The following is a 15592-nucleotide window of genomic DNA, read 5'->3' as shown; positions in this document are numbered from 1 at the left end:
GACGCCCTGGACTTCGTCCTGTGGTGCGCGTCCGAGGGGAAGGTCGACGTCGGCGGCCGGGCGCTCACGGTGCTGACCGCCCCGATGGCCGGTTTCTACAGCGTGCCCGCGGGGGAGCCAAACCCGGGCCGCACCCAGATGCGCGTGGCCTACGTCGAGACGCCCGAGCGCATGGCGATGATCCCGGAACTGTTCGCGGACCTGCTGCGGCAGTACGAGAGGAAACGGGCGGGCTGAGGCGCGGTTTCGTAGCTGGAGAGAATGGGAACGGGAGCCGCCGCCGGCTCCCGTTCCGCGTCCCGGTGCGGCAGCTTCATCGGTACAGCGCCTTCACAGCTCCCCAGGCCGCGCCTTCGGCGGCCAGGGCGGGGGTCAGGTCGTAGTGGCAGGCGAGGATCGAGCCGGGGTTGATCGTGTCGCAGGCCAGGGTCACGCCGTAACGGCCGGGCGCGTCGGGATGGGCGCCGGTGTCGCGCTGGTAGGTCAGGGTGCTGCCGATCGCGAACTGCCAGAATTCGGGCAGCCCCAGGCACCCGTAGTAGCACTGCTGCGTGTCCTGGTTGTAGAGGGTGTAGGCGGGGAAGGAGTAGAAGTACACGTGGCTCGGGCCGGCGTTGTGGATGGTGATCCGGACGGTGTCGCCCTGCGCGTACTGCAGGCCGTCCGTGGCGACGGTCACCTGGGCGCCGGCCGTCGCGGCCGCCAGGCACAGCGCCAGGGATACGAACAGGTTCCTCGGCAGTCCTCTCATCCCCGTCCTCCCTCGTGTTCGTGAAAGGAGACATCGCCCGGGAACAGCAATTCCCGGCGGCGACTCAGGGGTAAGTGATGCCTTGATGATACGTCGACGCCGCCTATTTGACAACACCCGCTCAGTCCCTGGGAGCTGTGCATCGTCGGTGCGTCCCGCCGTCACTTCAGCGGTCGGCAGCCGCCCTCCACATACGGCACATACCGCTTCAGCAGGAAATGCTGCCAGGTCTGCTCGACCACGGCGGGCCAGCCCGCGAGGACCTCGCCGGCGGCGTGGACCTCGACCCGCACCAGCGTGCGTCCCTCGCCGGCGTCGGCGAAGGTCCAGGTCGTGACCATGGAGATCGCGTGGCCGGCCAGGCCCAGGGGGCCTTCGTAGCGCAGCATCTCGCCGCGGCGCGCGTAGGTCACCACCGCGTGGCGGACGCCGTCGCCGCTCTCGTCGAAGACCTCGAGGAAGGCGCCGCCCGGCTTCGGCTCGACGACCAGGCGCGAGGGGCGGTCCGACATGGTGTGGTCCCACCAGCCGGAGATGTCGCCGGTGGCGGCGTCGAAGGCCGCGGCCGGCGTTCCGGTCACCGTCGCCTCGACCGTGAAGGCGAACGAGCCGGTCGGCGGCGTCTCGGCCCGCAGGGTCGCGGCGACGGCGAGACATCCGATCAGGATCAGGAAAGAGCGCATGACGAAGACCTCCCTGAAGATTTAAGGCAGGATCGTGACCGCATCCCCGAGGCGCAGGACCCCCTCGCCGCGGGCGACGAGATTCAGGCCGAAGTCGACGCCCTCGCCGCGGCGCCGGTAGGCGGCGAGCGTGCGCAGGGGCTCGCGGCCGCGCTCGCCCGTGGCCTGGTCGGTCGTGGTGACGACGCAGCGGGCGCAGGGCTTGATTACCTCGAACGTGACGGCGCCGATGCGCAACCGGCGCCACCGGTCTTCGGCGAAAGCGTCGCCGCCCCGGACCACGAGGTTCGGGCGGAAGCGGTCCATCCCGACTGCTTCGCCGCCGCTGCCGACGATCCTCGTGTTGAGATCGGCGAGCGACGACTCGCAGGTCAGCAGGTAGGGGTAGCCGTCGGCGAAACTGACCGCGACCTCGGGCGCGAGCCGCGCGGGACGGCGCGCGGCGGCATCCATGAAGACCAGGCCCACGGGTTCGCCGAGGAAGCGCGAAAGCCAGGCGCTCGGCTCCGCGCCGGCGGGCAGGGCGTCGACGGTGTCCTGCCAGATCTCCACCGGCGTCCGGGGTCCGTCGGGGTCCGGTGGCGGCACCCGGATCTCCCCGCACCCGTCCGCGCCCAACCGCAGAACCTCGCCGTCGAGATGCGCATCGAGCCGCGCCAGGCGGGGGTGCGAGCGCTGGCTCACGAAACGGCCGTCGGGGTCCACGAGCTGCCAGCGGCGGTCGCCGCTGAAGCCGCGCATCTGTACCTCCGCTTCAGTCAGGTCGCAGCCGCGCGCGGATTTCAGGGGGTAGACGCAGAGGCCCGACAGCGTCAAGGCGCTCACGTCCGCGCAACCGCGAACGCGTTGTCGCCGGGGCGGATCGCACCCTCGCGCACCACGCGCGCGAACACGCCGAACATCACGCCGCCGTCGCGCGTGCGGTACTCCTCGAGCGTGCGCAGGGGTTCCGGTCCGATCTCCCCGGTCAGCGGGTCGACCGTCGTGTTGGGGCAGCGCGGGCACGGGCGCAGGATCTCGAATTCGGCGCCGCCCGCGCGCAGCCGCCGCCACCCGTCCTCGGCGTAGGGTTCGCCGCCGCGGATCACCAGGTTGGCTCGGAAGCGGTCCATGCCGACCGGGGATTCGCCGCTCGCGACGAGTCGCCGGTTGAGGTCGGCGAGCGAAGCCTCGCAGCAGATCAGGTAGGGGGCCGATCCCGCCAGCCCATCGCTGAGCGTGGGGTCGTCGGCGGCGGAACCGGTGGCAGTTTCCACCAGGTGTGCGAGCCAGACCGTCTCGCCCAGCAGATCGCTGAAGTAGCGGTTGGCCTCGGGCGCGGCGACCCTGGCCGCTAGCGTGCGGCGCTTGACGGTGACCGGCAGGGGGGACGCGCTCGCGGGAGGCTGGTCGACGCGCAATATCGGGCTGTCGGTTCCCGAAACGGTGAGGACGTCGCCGTCGAGGCCGATCGCCACGGTGGCGAGCCGGGGGTGGGATTTGAGCATGACCGGTTCGCCGGACTGGGCGACCAGCAGCCAGCGGCGGTCGCGGCGCAGGCCGCGGGCCAGCGCCGCGGCCTCGGTCAGGGGTACCGCGCGCGCGGCTTTGAGGGGGTAGGCGAAGAGGCTGCCGACGAGGAGGTCGCTCACGACGTCATTCCCGCGGCAACAGCTTGGCCGGCACGTCCATCTCCATCTCCAGCAGGGCCTGCGACAGCGTCTTGCCCTGCGGGTCCAGCATGAGCGACACGGTGCCGCCGCCGCCCAGGGTCCGCTCCAGCAGGAAGTTCAGGGCCAGGAGGTTGGGCGCCTCGTGGCGCGTGACACGGCCCAGCACGATGCCCTTGAAGAAGCGCCGCACCACGGCCGGCTTCAGTTCGCGGCGCAGCCAGGCGTACAGCTCGGGGCTGCGGCACAGCACGCCGATGTTGCAGGTGTCGCCCTTGTCGCCGGAGCGCGCGTAGGCCAGCGCGCGCAGCTTCACGCGACGCGTGCGGCCGCCGGCGGCGGGCGGGGGCGGCGCCTTGGCGGCCGCGACCGCCGTGCCGAGGCGGGGAGGGGCCGGGTCCGCGAAGGCGATGACGTCGACGCGCTCGGGGCCGTCGGTGTCCAGTGCCGTCACCCGGGCCGCGACGCTGCTGCGGCGGATCAGGGCGGGCCAGTAGGCCACGACCTCCGACGGTTTCGGCCGCCCGCCGGTCACCGCCAGGCCCGAGGGGCCCGAGAGGATCATCGTCGGCAGCACCATCCCGAAGTCGTGGACCTTGGCGCGGTCGTGGTCGCGGACGCCCAGGCGCAGCAGCACCTCGTCGGTCTCGCAGCGTCCGAGCGACTCCGGCCAGATCGAGCCGGTGCCCACGACCGAGGTGTGCGTCGCGGCGAAGCGGTGGCCGACGCGGTTCCAGAAGGCGCGCGCGAGCGTCTCCGCCTTCTCCGTGGCCTCGGGCCCGCTGACCAGGATGGTGCCGACGGCCTTCCAGCCGTCCTGGTAGGCCATCGAGACCTTGAAGTTCTCGGGCCGCGGCACGCCGCGCACGCCCGAGACGCGCACCCGGTCGCGGCCGAGGTCTTCCAGCCTGATGGTGTCGAAGCGGGCGATGACGTCGGGCGAGATGTAGGAGCGCGGGTCGCCCATCTCGTAGACGAGCTGCTCCTTCACGGTCTTCTCGCTGACGAGCCCGCCGGTGCGGCGGTGCTTGGTCACGACGAAGGACCCGTCGGCCGACACCTCGACGATCGGGTAGCCGATGCGGTCGTAGGTGGGCACGTCGCGCCAGTCGGTGAGGTTGCCGCCGGTGGCCTGGGTGCCGCACTCGATGACGTGGCCGGCGACGATGCCCGCGGCGAGGCGGTCCCAATCGTCCTCGTCCCAGCCGAACTCGTGGATCAGCGGCGCCAGCGTGATGCCGGTGTCGGTCACCCGGCCCGTCACCACGACGCGGCAGCCCATCTCCAGCGCCCGCACGACGGGCTCGGCGCCGAGGTAGACGTTGGCGGCGGACACCCGGGACAGGTGCGGCGCCAGGGGGGCGCCCGTCTCCATGTTGTCCAGGGGATCGCCGCCGTCGCGCAGCTCCGTCAGCCGGCCCAGGATGTCGTCGCCGGAGACCACGCCCACCTTCAGGCGCAGGCCCAGCCCGCGCGCGATCTCCACCAGCTTGCGGCCGAGCCCCTCGGGGTTCACGCCGCCGGCGTTGGTGATGACCGTCGCGCCGCTCTCCATCATCAACGGCAGGCAGTCGCGCATCTGGTCGACGAAGTCCGTCGCGTATCCCAGCGCCGGATCCTTGGCGCGCTGGCGCTGCAGGATGGACATGGTGACTTCGGCCAGGTAGTCCAGGGAGACGTAGTCCAGCTGCCCGCCTTCGAGCTGGCGGCGCAGGGCGCGGACGTCGTCGCCCCAGTACCCGCCGGCGTTGCCGATGCGCACGGTGCGTGTCATGGGCGGCTCCCGGTTGGCGTGGACGGACGGGAAGGGATGCTAAAGGCCGCGCCGATCCGGGACAAGGTCATTTCCCGCCTCGATCGCCGAAAGAGCCGGGACCGTGAGTTGTCACAGTCCCGGCTCCGGATGGTCGTTGCCGAGGTCAGCCCGGCAGTTCGGCGTACGCCTGCCTCAGGAGACCGGCGAAGGCGTTCGCATCGCGACCCTCGATCTCCGTGCGGTGGATGTACCGCACGGCCACGCCGTCCTGCAGCAACAGGACCGAGGGGCTGCTCGGGGGCAACTGGTCGTAGCGGGTGCGGACCCGGGACGTGGCCTCGAGATCCATGCCGGCGAAGACCGTCCCGAGATTGGCGGGACGAGCGGGATCGGCCAGGAACTGGCCCAGGCCGGGCCGGGCGCTGCCGGCGGCGCAACCGCAGACCGAATTGATGAACAACAGGGAGGAACCCGGTCGCGCCAGGAAAGCGTCCACCTCCGAGGTGGTGGTCAACTCTGAAATCCCCAAGCGCGTCAGTTCGGAACGCATGTGCTGGGTCATCAAGGGATCGTACATATGATCCTCCGACATGATCGGGGAATGGCGAGTTTGTGTGGAATGATTATGATACCAGTATTCATTAAAGGGCGCCACGAATCCGGCAACTGTCGGTCCCGACTTGAAATCCCCGCGCTTCCGCCTATCCTTGGGGCGTGTCGCGCGACCCGAACCCCCGGAGGCACCTGTTGAAGACGACGACCCTGGCGATCCTCGCGATCGCGTTGTCCGTGGCCCTGATCGGCTGCGACGAAAAGAAGAGCGATTCGGCCGCCGCCTGGAACCAGAAGGCCGCCGCCGTGGCCACGGAGAATCCGAGCGGCGCCGCCCCGGCCGGGATGGCCGCCGGCGGCAATCTCGGCGGCGAGGTGGCGGAGACCTTCAATTCCGGCGGCTACACCTACGTCCGTCTCAAGACGGCCGGCGGCGAGCTGTGGGCGGCCGGTCCCGAGGGCCCGATGCAGGTCGGGCAGAAGGTCGAACTGTTGGGCGCCATGGCCATGCAGAACTTCCACGCCGCCAGCCTGAACCGCGACTTCGCGGAGATCTGGTTCGCGGCGTCGTTCGCCGCGCCGGGCGAGGCCCCCGCCGGCGACATGCAGGCCGAGATCAAGAAGGCGCACGGCGGCGTGGCCGTCGGCAAGGCCGACGCCGATTTCAGCGGCCTGACGACGCCGTCCGGCGGGCTGAAGGTCGCCGAAGTGAACACGCGCCGCACCGAGCTGGCGGGCAAGACCGTCAAGGTGCGCGGCAAGGTCGTCAAGTCGCTGACCGGCATCATGGGCCGCAACTGGCTGCACGTGCAGGACGGTTCGGGCGACGGCGAGACCGCCGACCTGACGGTCACCTCCGGCGTCTCGGCGAAGGTCGGCGACACGGTGCTGATCGAGGGCGTGCTCTCGGTCGACAAGGACTTCGGCAGCGGCTACTTCTACAAGGCGATCGTCGAGGACGCGACGGTCCGCGTGGAGCAGTCCTCGTAGGGTGAGCCGTCACCGGCTGTGCGACGGACGGCGGCTGCGGTCGCCGTCCGTCTTTTTCCGGCCGGGGGATCGGGAGCCGTGATGAGCGAGCGCACCATCCTGCACGTGGACATGGACGCCTTCTTCGCGTCGGTGGAGGTGCTGGACGACCCGCGCCTGCGCGGCAAGCCGGTGATCGTCGGCGGCACCCCCGAGGGCCGCGGCGTGGTGTCGGCGGCCAGCTACGAGGCGCGCCGTTTCGGCGTGCGCAGCGCGATGAGCGCCGCCCGCGCGGTCCGGCTCTGCCCCGACGGCGTCTTCCTGCGCGGGCGCATGGAACGCTACGCCGAGGTCTCGGGCTGGATCTTCGACGTCTTCCACGAGATCACCCCGCTGGTCGAGCCGCTCTCGGTGGACGAGGCCTTCCTGGACGTCGGCGGCTGCCGGCGCCTGCTCGGCGACGGTCCCGCCATCGGGCGCCACGTGAAGCGGCGCCTCCTCGACGAGATCGGCCTGGTCGCGTCGGTGGGCGTGGCGCCGAACAAGTTCCTGGCCAAGCTGGCCAGCGACCTGGAGAAGCCGGACGGCTTCGTGGTGGTCGACCCCGCGCGCATCCAGGAATTCCTGGACCCGCTGCCGGTGGGCCGGATGTGGGGCGTGGGGGAGAAGTCCGCCGCCGTCCTGGAGGCGCTGGGCATCCGGACGCTGCGCGACCTGAGGCTCGCCGACCCGGTCCGCCTGGAATCGCGCCTCGGCGCGGCGTTCACCCATCACGTGCGCGAACTGGCGTCCGGCCGCGACGACCGGCCGGTGACGACCGACCGCGAGGCCCGCAGCATCGGCCACGAGACGACCTTCGCCGAGGACATCGGCGAGCGCGAGGCGCTGCTGGAGGTGCTCGACCAGCTCGTGCACAAGGTGGCCCGCCGGCTGCGCCGCGCCGACAAGCTGGCGCGCACGGTGCAGCTCAAGGCCCGCTACCCCGACTTCACGACCGTCACCCGCGCCGAGACCCTGCCCGAACCCACCGACCGCACCGACGCGCTGCGCGACGCCGGCCGCCGCCTGTTCGACGGGCAGCTGGACCGGCGGGGCCGCCCCCTGCGCCTGATCGGCATCTCGGGCCAGAACCTCGTCGACCGCGAGGCGAGGCCGCCCAGCCTGTTCCCCGATCCCGTCGCGGAGCGCAGCCGCACCCTGGACGAGATCATGGACCGGGCCGCCGACCGCTACGGCGGGAAGGCGATCACCCGCGGCCTGCCGCGCCGCAAGCCCGGGCCCTAGGTCCTTGACGGCAGTCCCGCCTTGCGGGTCGGGGTCGCTTCTGCGATCCTGCCCGGGGTTCGCGAACGGAAGGACGTCCATGCGCAGGACCGTCGTCGGAGTCATGGGCGGCTGCACCGTGCCTCCCGCCACGCTGGAGCACGCCCGCGAACTGGGCCGGCTGATCGCCGCCGAGGGCTGGGTCCTGCTCAACGGGGGCCGGCCGACCGGGGTGATGGACGCCTCGGCCCGCGGCGCCCGCGAGGCCGGCGGCCTGACCGTGGGCGTGCTGTTCGACGACGACCAGGCCGCGGCCAGCGAGCACCTGGACATCGTCATCCCGACCGGCATGGGCGCCGGGCGCAACATCATCAACGTGCTGGGCAGCGACGCGATCGTCGCCTGCCGCGGCAACGGCGGCACCCTGAGCGAGGTCGCCATGGCCCTGCGCTTCGGCAAGCGGGTCGTGCTGCTGGACTTCGACCCGGGCAGCCGGTTCCTGGACCAGTGCGGCGACGGGTGCTGGAGCCTGGCCGCGACCCCCGTCGAAGCGGTGTCCCAGGTCAAGGCCTGGCTATCCCGGCCGAAGGACTGAACCATGTGCGGCATTTGCGGAGCAGTGGCGCTGGAGGGGCGGCTCGACGTCCCGGAAGGCGCGACCGAGCGGATGATCGGCGTGATGCGCCACCGCGGGCCCGACGAGTTCGGGGCCTGGCGCGACGACCGCGTCCTGCTCGGCCACGCCCGCCTGAGCATCATCGACCTGGCGACCGGCCAGCAGCCGATGGGCGACGCCGCGGGCCGCCTCTGGCTGACCTTCAACGGCGAGATCTTCAACTACGTCGAGCTGCGCGAGGAGCTGCGCGCGCACGGGCACGTCTTCCGGACCGCTTCGGACACCGAAGTGCTCCTGGAAGCCTACCGTCGCTGGGGCGACGCCTGCGTCGAGCGCTTCGTGGGCCAGTTCGCCTTCGCGCTCTGGGACGGCGAGCGGCGCCGGCTGCTGCTGGCCCGCGACCGTTTCGGCATCCGGCCCCTGTTCTGGACCATGCGCGACGGCGTCCTGCTGTTCGCCTCGGAGATCAAGGCCCTCGGCGCCTGGGACGCCGAGGCGCCGCTGCTGGACCCGGGCGCCCTGAGCGAGGTCTTCACCTACTGGGTGAACATCCCCCCGGCGACGCCCTTCCGCGGGGTCTGGCAGCTGCCGGCCGGCCACACGGCGACCCTCGAACTGGGCGAGGGCGGCAACACCCGCCCCGAACTGCGCCCGCACCGCTACTGGCACCCCACGTTCCTGCCCGCCCGCGAGGACCACCGCTTCGTGGCCCGCGACGAGCTGCCGGGCATGGCGCGCCGGATCCGCGAGCTGCTGGCCGACGCGGCGGTCATCCGCCTGCGGGCCGACGTGCCGGTCGGCGCCTACCTGTCCGGCGGTCTGGATTCCTCGGCGACCGCGGCGCTCATCCAGCACACCACGCAGCGGCGGATGAAGACCTTCTCGGTGGGCTTCAAGGACGCGGCCTACGACGAGACGCGCTGGCAGACGATGATGGCCGCGCACCTGGGCACCGACCACGAGTCGATCAGCGTCGGCGACGCCGAGATCGCCGGCGCCTTCGAGCGCGTGGTATGGCTGAGCGAGACGCCGCTGCTGCGCACCGCGCCGGCGCCGCTGTACGCGCTGTCCGGCCTGGTCCGCTCCCAGGACTACAAGGTCGTGCTCACCGGCGAGGGGGCCGACGAGGTCTTCTGCGGCTACAACATCCTGCGCGAGGCCAAGGTGCGCGCCTTCTGGGCGCGCGACCCCCGCTCGCGCCGGCGCCCGCTGCTGCTGACGAAGCTCTACCCGTACCTCCAGCAGTCGCCGCCGGGTTTTCTGGCCCAGTTCTACGGGGCGGGCCTGGAGGAGGCGGCGACCGACCCGTACTTCTCGCACCGGCCCCGCTGGCGCAACACCGGCCCGATCGGCGCCTTCCTGGCGGCCGACATCCAGGAGGCTGCCGTGGCCCGGGACAGCGAGGAACGCCTGGGCGCCTCGCTGCCCGCCGAGTTCCGCCTCTGGGGACCGGTCGCCCGCGCGCAGTACCTGGAGATGACCCTGTTCATGTCGGGCTACCTGCTCTCCTCGCAGGGCGACCGCATGCTGATGGGGAACACGGTCGAGGGGCGCTTCCCGTTCCTGGACCACCGCCTGGCCGAGCTGGCGGGCACGCTGCCGGCCAGCGCCAAGCTGGCGAGCCTGAAGGAAAAGGCTTTACTGAAGCTGGCGGTGGCCGATCTGCTGCCTGCGGCCATCATCGAGCGGCCCAAGCAGCCCTACCGGGCCCCGGACAGCGCCAGCTTCTTCGTGGGGCCGGGCGCCGACCTCGTGCGCGACGCGTTCGACACCGAGGCGCTGCTCGAAACCGGGCTGATCGACCCGCAGCGCACCGCGGGCCTGCTGCGCAAGTGGCAGGCCGGCAAGCTGACCAGCTCGCGCGACAACATGGCGTTCGTCGGGCTGCTCAGCCTGCAGCTGCTGGCCCGGCAGTTCGGGCCCGGATTCGCGCGACGGGTCCACGAGGACGCGCTGCGTCCCGAAGAAGTGAGTTGGCGCGGCGGCGCGACCGCCGCCTGAAAACCGGCACAGCGAGGGAGACGACGGATGGAATTGCGGCAGCAGATTCGCGGTTTCGTGGTGGAGAACTTCCTGTTCGGCGACGGCGTCCCGCTCAAGGACGACCAGATGTCGCTGCTGGACAACGGCATCATGGACTCGGTCGGCGTGATGGAACTCGTCGCCTTCCTCGAGGGCGACCTGGGCCTGGGGATCGAGGACCAGGAGCTCGTGCCGGAGAACCTCGACTCGATCGACAACCTCGTCGGCTTCGTCACGCGCAAGCGGGGGTAGGATCGTGACCGTCCACGGCATGCTGCTGGAGACCGCGGCCCGCCTGCCGGACGCCGTGGCGCTCACCCACGGCGAGCGCCACGTCTCCTACGCGGCTGTCGCCGACGAGGCCGGCCGCATCGCCCGCTTCCTGCGCGAGCGCGGCGTGCGCCGCGGCGACCGCGTGGCCGTGCTGGTCGAGAACTCCCCCGAGTACGTGGCCGCCTTCTTCGGCATCCTGCAGGCCGGCGCCTGCTGCGTGGCCCTCAACCACGCGAACAAGGAAGAGACCCACCGGGCGCTGCTGCGCGATTCCGGTGCGGTCGCGCTCTGGACGCGCGCCCGCGAGGCGCGCGCGCTGCCGGAGATCGTCGAGGACTGCCCCGACTTGCGCTTCGCGGTGGTTGATCGCGCCAACCCGAGCTGGCGGCTGCCCGCGGGTCTCGACCTGCACCGCGCCGACGAGGCGGCGGGCCTCGCGCCCCTCGACGGCGCCGGCGAGGCCGGCCCCGACGACCTCGCGGCGATCCTCTACACCAGTGGCTCGACCGGCACGCCGCGCGGCGTCACCCTGACCCACGGCAACCTCGCGGCGAACACCGGGCAGATCCTGGCCTACCTGAAGCTGGGCCCCGACGACAGCGTCTGCTGCGTGCTGCCCTTCCACTACAGCTTCGGCAACTCGCTCCTGCTGACCCACGTGCGCGTCGGCGGCCGCACGGTCATCGACAACCGCTTCGCCTTCCCGCAGCAGGTGCTCGAGACCCTGGAGCGGGAGCGCTGCACCGGCTTCTCCGGCGTGCCCAGCCACTACGCGATCCTCTGCGCGCGGACCGACTTCCTCGAGCGCCCCCACCCGGACCTGCGCTACATCACGCAGGCCGGCGGCGCCATGGCCCCGGACCTGGTGCGGCGCATCCGCGGGGCCCTGCCCGACCGGATCGCGGTCTACATCATGTACGGCCAGACCGAGGCCTCCGCGCGGCTGTCGTGGGTGCCGCCGGAGCGGCTGCGCGAGAAGTTCGGCTCGATCGGGAGGGGCATCCCCGGCGTCTCGCTGACCGTGCGGCGTCCCGACGGCAGCGAGTGCGACGAGGGCGAGCAGGGGGAGATCGTGGCCGCCGGCCCGAACATCATGCGCGGCTACTGGAACGCCCCGCAGGAGACCGCCGAGGTGCTCTTCCCCGATGGCCTGCACACCGGCGACCTGGCCTTCCGCGATCGGGACGGGTTCATCTTCATCGTCGACCGGGTGAAGAACATGATCAAGGCGGGCGCGAACCGGGTCAGCTCGAAGGAAGTCGAGGAGACGCTGCTGCAGCGCCCCGAGGTGGTCGAGGCCTGCGTGATCGGCGTGCCGGACGCGCTGCTCGGCGAGGCCATCGAGGCCTGGATCGTGCCGGCCGACCCCGCGGCCTTCGACGAGCAGTCCCTGCTGCGCCACTGCGCATCGAAGCTGGCGTCCTTCAAGATCCCCCGCCGGCTGCACGCCGTGGAGGCGCTGCCCAAGAACTCGTCGGGCAAGGTCCTCAAGGCGGAGCTGCGGAATTCCCTCGTCTGACGCCCCCACACGCATTTCAGATACATAGTCAAAATATTATTGCTCTATAATCAGACAAAATGTATAATGATTATGTTATTCATGGAATGAGGCCAATCGAATCGGTCTTGGCGTGGGCGCTTGGGACGTCCGGCATCGAAGCGAGGTCACCTCATGGAAACGAACAGGATCCTGCGGTTCATCGTCGGCGCGACCGCGTGCTGCCTCGTCGCGGCGATGCCGGCCGGCGTCGCCGCGCAGTGCGACTGCATCTCCGGCAGCATCGGCGCGGCGCCCAACGCCGGCGATCCGGCGCTCGGGGCTTGGCGGTACACGCTCGAGTTCTGCTGGAACACCTCACACGGCTTGAGCCACTGGGATCTGTGGATCGACGACATGACGAACTGCACCTGCCAGGAACTGATGGAGGCCCTCGTCTTCGACGGGGCGGTCGGGACGACCACGAGCGAGGAAGGTGTCACGCACTACTCGCACGAGTGGCGCTGTGCCAGCGATCCGTCCATCGACGTTCCGGGCATCCTCGTCAAGTTCGAGCCTGCGGCGGGGAGCGAGCCGGGCCAGTCCGGCACCGGCGTGTTCCATTTCTACTCGGACTTCGCTCCGGTCCCCATCTCGTCGGAGAACCCGCCGTACGGGTTCATGATCAACAAGAACGGCAACGGCTACTGCAACGGCTCGCTGTCCGGCGTCTTCCCGGGCGCGCCCTGCAACCCCCTGCCGTCGCAGGACGGCAGCTGGGGCACGGTGAAGGCGCTCTACAGATAATCGCGACTCGTCCGCAAACGAGAGCCGCCTCCCCACGGGGAGGCGGCTCTTCGCGTGCCTGCAGGTGCGCGATGCGGCGTCAGACGCCCAGCAGCCCGCCCCGCTGGTAGATCTCCATCTGCACCTGGCTGAAGGGTTCGCCCTGCACGCCGCCGCCGTCCCATGAGATCAGGCCGCTGCCCAGATCGACGGTGATCGTGTCCCCGCTCTTCAAGCCGGCCTTCACCGCGTCGGCCGCCACCACCGGCAGGCCCGCGTTGATGGCGTTGCGCTCGTAGATCGCGCCGTAGCTGCGTGCGATCAGGGCCTGCACGCCGAGCGTCGCGAAGCAGTCCACGGCCTGCTGCCGCGAGGACCCGCAGCCGAAGTTGCCGCCGGTGACGACGATGTCGCCGGGCAGCGCCTTGCGCGCGAAGTCCTTCCAGCCTTCGAGGTTGTCGAACGTGTACTGGCCCATCTGCTTCGGGTCGGTGATCGCCAGGTAGCGGTTGTGGAAGATCATGTCGGTGTCGACGTTGTCGACGTCGACGACCCAGGCGCGGCCGGTCAGCACGGTGGGCTTGCCGCCGCCGACGGCGCCCGGAGCCGCCGGCGCGGTCTTCGCCGCGACCGCCGGCGTCGCGAACAGGACCGGCTCGGCGGGGAGCGACGACGCCGTGCAGATGACGCCGGCCGCGGCCGAAGCCGCGGCGGTCGCGGGGCTGGCCAGGTAGACCTCGCCCTTGCCCTGCTTGCCGGCGAAGTTGCGGTTGCCCGTCGAGATGGTGACCTCGCCGGGGCCGTTCTGTCCGATCTGCCCGGCGGCGCAGCCGCCGCAGCCCGCATTGCCGATCAGGGCGCCGGCCTCGGTGAAGACCTGGACCAGCCCCTCGTCGAGGGCCTGCCGCCAGACCGCGCGCGTCGCCGGCACGACCTTCAGCACCACGCCCGGGGCGACCTTGCGGCCCGCGAGCGCCTGCGCGGCCGCGCGCAGGTCCTCGATCCGGCCGTTGGTACACGAGCCCACGAACACCGAGTCGACCTTGCGGCCGGCGACCGTCGCGACGGGCACCGTGTCCTCGGGGTGGCCGGGGCGCGCGATCATCGGCGCGAGGCCTTCGATGTCCACCTCGACGGTCAGGTCGTAGTGCGCGTCGGCGTCCGCGGCGAGGGCCGGGAAGTCGCGCCCGCCCGCGCGGCGGCAGTAATCGAGGATCGCCGGGCTGGGTTCGAACAGGGCGATGATGCCGCCCATCTCGGTGGCCAGGCTGGCGATGGTGATGCGGTCGGGCAGGGGCAGCCCGGGCACGACTTCGCCGACGATCTCGGCGGCGTAGCCCAGCAGCCCGTCGGCGCCGAGCGTCTGCAGCATCTTCAGGACGATGTCCTTGGCCGTGGCGTCGGGGCCGGGGCGGCCCTTCAGCACGACCAGCGCCGATTTCGGCACCTTGAACCAGACCTTGCCCGCGGCCCAGGCGTAGGCGATGTCCTGGTCGCCCATGCCCTGCCCGAAGGCGCCGACCGCACCCATGATGTTGGCGTGGCTGTCGGTGCTGACGAACGTCGAGCCCGGTCCGACCAGCCCCTCCTCGAGGGCGAGGTGGGTGCCGATGCCCTGGGTGATGTCGCGCAGGCCCACGCCCGTCTCGCGGGAGTAGGTGCGGCAGAACTGCTGGTTCGCGGCGTAGCCCTGGTCCGAGCCGCCGGGGTTGCAGTCGAAGGTGAACAGGGTCCGCGACGGGTCGTCGACCGTCAGGCCGGCCTTCTGCAGGTTCTTGACCACGTTCGCGCCGCCGAAGTCGCGGGCGGCGCGCACGTCCACGCGCATGTCCACCGTGGCGCCGGGGAACACCGGCTGATCGCAGTGCGCGGCGATGATCTTCTCGATGAGGGTCCGTCCCACGATCCCACCTCCGGCCCGCAGGGGCCGCTGTTCGTTACGACGTCAGTCGTCGTCCTCGCTCCCGGGAATTCCGAAATCGGGATCGTCGCCGTCCAGGCCGGCCATCAGGCCGGCCGTGGTCTCGCGCGAGTCCCAGCACTGCTGCTGCGCCTCGTACTCCAGCGACAGCATCGTGGTCAGGTCGAACTCGCTCGACTGCTGCACCGCCAGCTTGCTCAGGCGCAGCGCCGGCTGGGGGATGCCGGCCAGGCGGCGGCAGTAGGCCTCGACCTCCTGCTCGAATTCCTGGGGCGTGAAGACGCGGTCCAGCAGGCCCAGGCGCGACGCCTCGTCGGCGGACAGCGTGCGTCCCGACCACAGGACGTCCAGGGCGCGGTTGGGGCCGATCGCGCGCGGCAGTGTCGAGGTCAGGCCCCAGTCGGGCAGCAGCCCCAGGCGCATGTCCTGGGTGGTGAAGGTGGCCGTGGCGGCGGCCAGGCGCACGTCGGCGGCCATGACCAGCCCGAAACCGCTGTCGCGCACGTCGCCCGCCACCGCGGCGACGATCGGCTTGCCGAGTTCCTGCATCAGGGTCACGACGCGACGGATGGTATCGAGGTCGGCGGCCACGGTCCCCATGCCGGCATCGCCGGCCTGCGCCTCGGCGGCCGCGCGTAGGTCCATGGCGGTGTCGAAGGGCCCGCCGCCGTCCGACAGCAGGATCACGCGGGCGGCGCGATCTTCCTGCAGGCGCAGCAGGGCGTCGACGAGCTCGTCGCCGAGTTCCTGCAGCGAGGGCGCGGACGGACCGAACAGCGATAGGGTCGCGACGCCGTCGCGGACCTCGCAGTCGAAGAAATCGTAGGTCATGACCCTCCCGGTGGTGGCCGCCGCGGGGCGCGGGGCGTTCGAT

16 protein-coding genes are annotated in these 15592 nt (G+C 71.2%); 8 read left to right on the top strand and 8 right to left on the bottom strand.

The features are described 5' to 3' along the window. On the top strand, nt 1–237 hold a 237-nt coding region (locus Q7W29_06500), incomplete at its 5' end, for a pyridoxal phosphate-dependent aminotransferase (protein ID MDO9171465.1). Nucleotides 238–313: 76 nt separating this feature from the next. On the opposite strand, the gene Q7W29_06495 is transcribed toward Q7W29_06500, so the two are convergent. From Q7W29_06495 to Q7W29_06470, 6 genes are all read right to left on the bottom strand, one after another. After that, nucleotides 314–751, bottom strand: a complete 438-nt coding sequence (locus tag Q7W29_06495; GenBank protein ID MDO9171464.1) for a hypothetical protein — start codon at nt 749–751, stop codon at nt 314–316. Between the two features lie 161 nt (nt 752–912). Then, complete coding sequence (locus Q7W29_06490) at nt 913–1434, bottom strand: SRPBCC family protein (protein MDO9171463.1); 522 nt, start codon at nt 1432–1434, stop codon at nt 913–915. A 21-nt stretch (nt 1435–1455) separates the two neighbouring features. Beyond that, nucleotides 1456–2259: an MOSC domain-containing protein gene (locus Q7W29_06485; GenBank protein MDO9171462.1), complete on the bottom strand. Its 804-nt coding sequence runs from the start codon at nt 2257–2259 to the stop codon at nt 1456–1458. After that, nucleotides 2256–3065: an MOSC domain-containing protein gene (locus tag Q7W29_06480; GenBank protein MDO9171461.1), complete on the bottom strand. Its 810-nt coding sequence runs from the start codon at nt 3063–3065 to the stop codon at nt 2256–2258. Before Q7W29_06480 ends, Q7W29_06485 begins: the two co-directional genes overlap by 4 nt. A 4-nt stretch (nt 3066–3069) precedes the next feature. Next, nucleotides 3070–4857, bottom strand: coding sequence for an acyclic terpene utilization AtuA family protein (locus Q7W29_06475; protein ID MDO9171460.1), 1788 nt, complete (start codon nt 4855–4857; stop codon nt 3070–3072). Between the two features lie 145 nt (nt 4858–5002). Beyond that, nucleotides 5003–5401 (bottom strand): BrxA/BrxB family bacilliredoxin, encoded by a 399-nt coding sequence (locus Q7W29_06470; GenBank protein ID MDO9171459.1) that lies wholly within the window; start codon nt 5399–5401, stop codon nt 5003–5005. 185 nt (nt 5402–5586) lie between these two features. Here Q7W29_06470 and Q7W29_06465 point away from each other — a divergent pair, with 185 nt between their 5' ends. The 7 genes from Q7W29_06465 to Q7W29_06435 all read left to right on the top strand — a co-directional run bounded on the left by Q7W29_06465 (nt 5587) and on the right by Q7W29_06435 (nt 12818). Then, nucleotides 5587–6381 (top strand): DNA-binding protein, encoded by a 795-nt coding sequence (locus tag Q7W29_06465; protein ID MDO9171458.1) that lies wholly within the window; start codon nt 5587–5589, stop codon nt 6379–6381. A gap of 81 nt (nt 6382–6462) precedes the next feature. Beyond that, entirely contained in the window at nt 6463–7644 is a 1182-nt protein-coding gene (gene dinB / locus Q7W29_06460) for a DNA polymerase IV (protein MDO9171457.1), read from the top strand. 79 nt (nt 7645–7723) lie between these two features. Further along, nucleotides 7724–8218 carry a DNA-binding protein gene (locus Q7W29_06455; GenBank protein ID MDO9171456.1) on the top strand — a complete coding sequence of 165 codons (495 nt, stop codon included), beginning with the start codon at nt 7724–7726 and terminating at the stop codon, nt 8216–8218. Between the two features lie 3 nt (nt 8219–8221). Next, a complete protein-coding gene (gene asnB, locus Q7W29_06450; GenBank protein ID MDO9171455.1) occupies nt 8222–10240 on the top strand; it encodes an asparagine synthase (glutamine-hydrolyzing) in 2019 nt (672 codons plus the stop codon). Nucleotides 10241–10267: 27 nt separating this feature from the next. Next, on the top strand, nt 10268–10513 hold the full coding sequence (locus Q7W29_06445; protein ID MDO9171454.1) for an acyl carrier protein: 246 nt from the start codon (nt 10268–10270) through the stop codon (nt 10511–10513). A 4-nt stretch (nt 10514–10517) separates the two neighbouring features. Beyond that, nucleotides 10518–12053 (top strand): class I adenylate-forming enzyme family protein, encoded by a 1536-nt coding sequence (locus Q7W29_06440; GenBank protein ID MDO9171453.1) that lies wholly within the window; start codon nt 10518–10520, stop codon nt 12051–12053. Nucleotides 12054–12206: 153 nt separating this feature from the next. Beyond that, nucleotides 12207–12818, top strand: a complete 612-nt coding sequence (locus Q7W29_06435; protein MDO9171452.1) for a hypothetical protein — start codon at nt 12207–12209, stop codon at nt 12816–12818. A 79-nt stretch (nt 12819–12897) separates the two neighbouring features. Here Q7W29_06435 and Q7W29_06430 read toward each other — a convergent pair whose 3' ends face one another. Next, nucleotides 12898–14700, bottom strand: a complete 1803-nt coding sequence (locus Q7W29_06430) for an aconitase/3-isopropylmalate dehydratase large subunit family protein (protein ID MDO9171451.1) — start codon at nt 14698–14700, stop codon at nt 12898–12900. 42 nt (nt 14701–14742) lie between these two features. After that, nucleotides 14743–15592, bottom strand: an 850-nt coding sequence (locus Q7W29_06425) for an enoyl-CoA hydratase/isomerase family protein (GenBank protein ID MDO9171450.1), incomplete at its 5' end; no start/stop codon positions are given.

Source organism: bacterium (assembly GCA_030654305.1).
Lineage (GTDB): Bacteria > Krumholzibacteriota > Krumholzibacteriia > LZORAL124-64-63 > LZORAL124-64-63 > PNOJ01.
This window is presented reverse-complemented; position numbering and strand designations above follow the sequence as displayed.

What these genes read in the sequence shown, in the direction of transcription:
- Q7W29_06490 (MDO9171463.1), bottom strand. Translation starts at nt 1,434, where the DNA reads ATGCGCTCTTTCCTGATCCTGATCGGATGTCTCGCCGTCGCCGCGACC.
- Q7W29_06470 (MDO9171459.1), bottom strand. Translation starts at nt 5,401, where the DNA reads ATGACCCAGCACATGCGTTCCGAACTGACGCGCTTGGGGATTTCAGAG.
- Q7W29_06455 (MDO9171456.1), top strand. Translation starts at nt 7,724, where the DNA reads ATGCGCAGGACCGTCGTCGGAGTCATGGGCGGCTGCACCGTGCCTCCC.
- Q7W29_06475 (MDO9171460.1), bottom strand. Translation starts at nt 4,857, where the DNA reads ATGACACGCACCGTGCGCATCGGCAACGCCGGCGGGTACTGGGGCGAC.
- Q7W29_06445 (MDO9171454.1), top strand. Translation starts at nt 10,268, where the DNA reads ATGGAATTGCGGCAGCAGATTCGCGGTTTCGTGGTGGAGAACTTCCTG.
- dinB (MDO9171457.1), top strand. Translation starts at nt 6,463, where the DNA reads ATGAGCGAGCGCACCATCCTGCACGTGGACATGGACGCCTTCTTCGCG.
- Q7W29_06435 (MDO9171452.1), top strand. Translation starts at nt 12,207, where the DNA reads ATGGAAACGAACAGGATCCTGCGGTTCATCGTCGGCGCGACCGCGTGC.
- asnB (MDO9171455.1), top strand. Translation starts at nt 8,222, where the DNA reads ATGTGCGGCATTTGCGGAGCAGTGGCGCTGGAGGGGCGGCTCGACGTC.
- Q7W29_06495 (MDO9171464.1), bottom strand. Translation starts at nt 751, where the DNA reads ATGAGAGGACTGCCGAGGAACCTGTTCGTATCCCTGGCGCTGTGCCTG.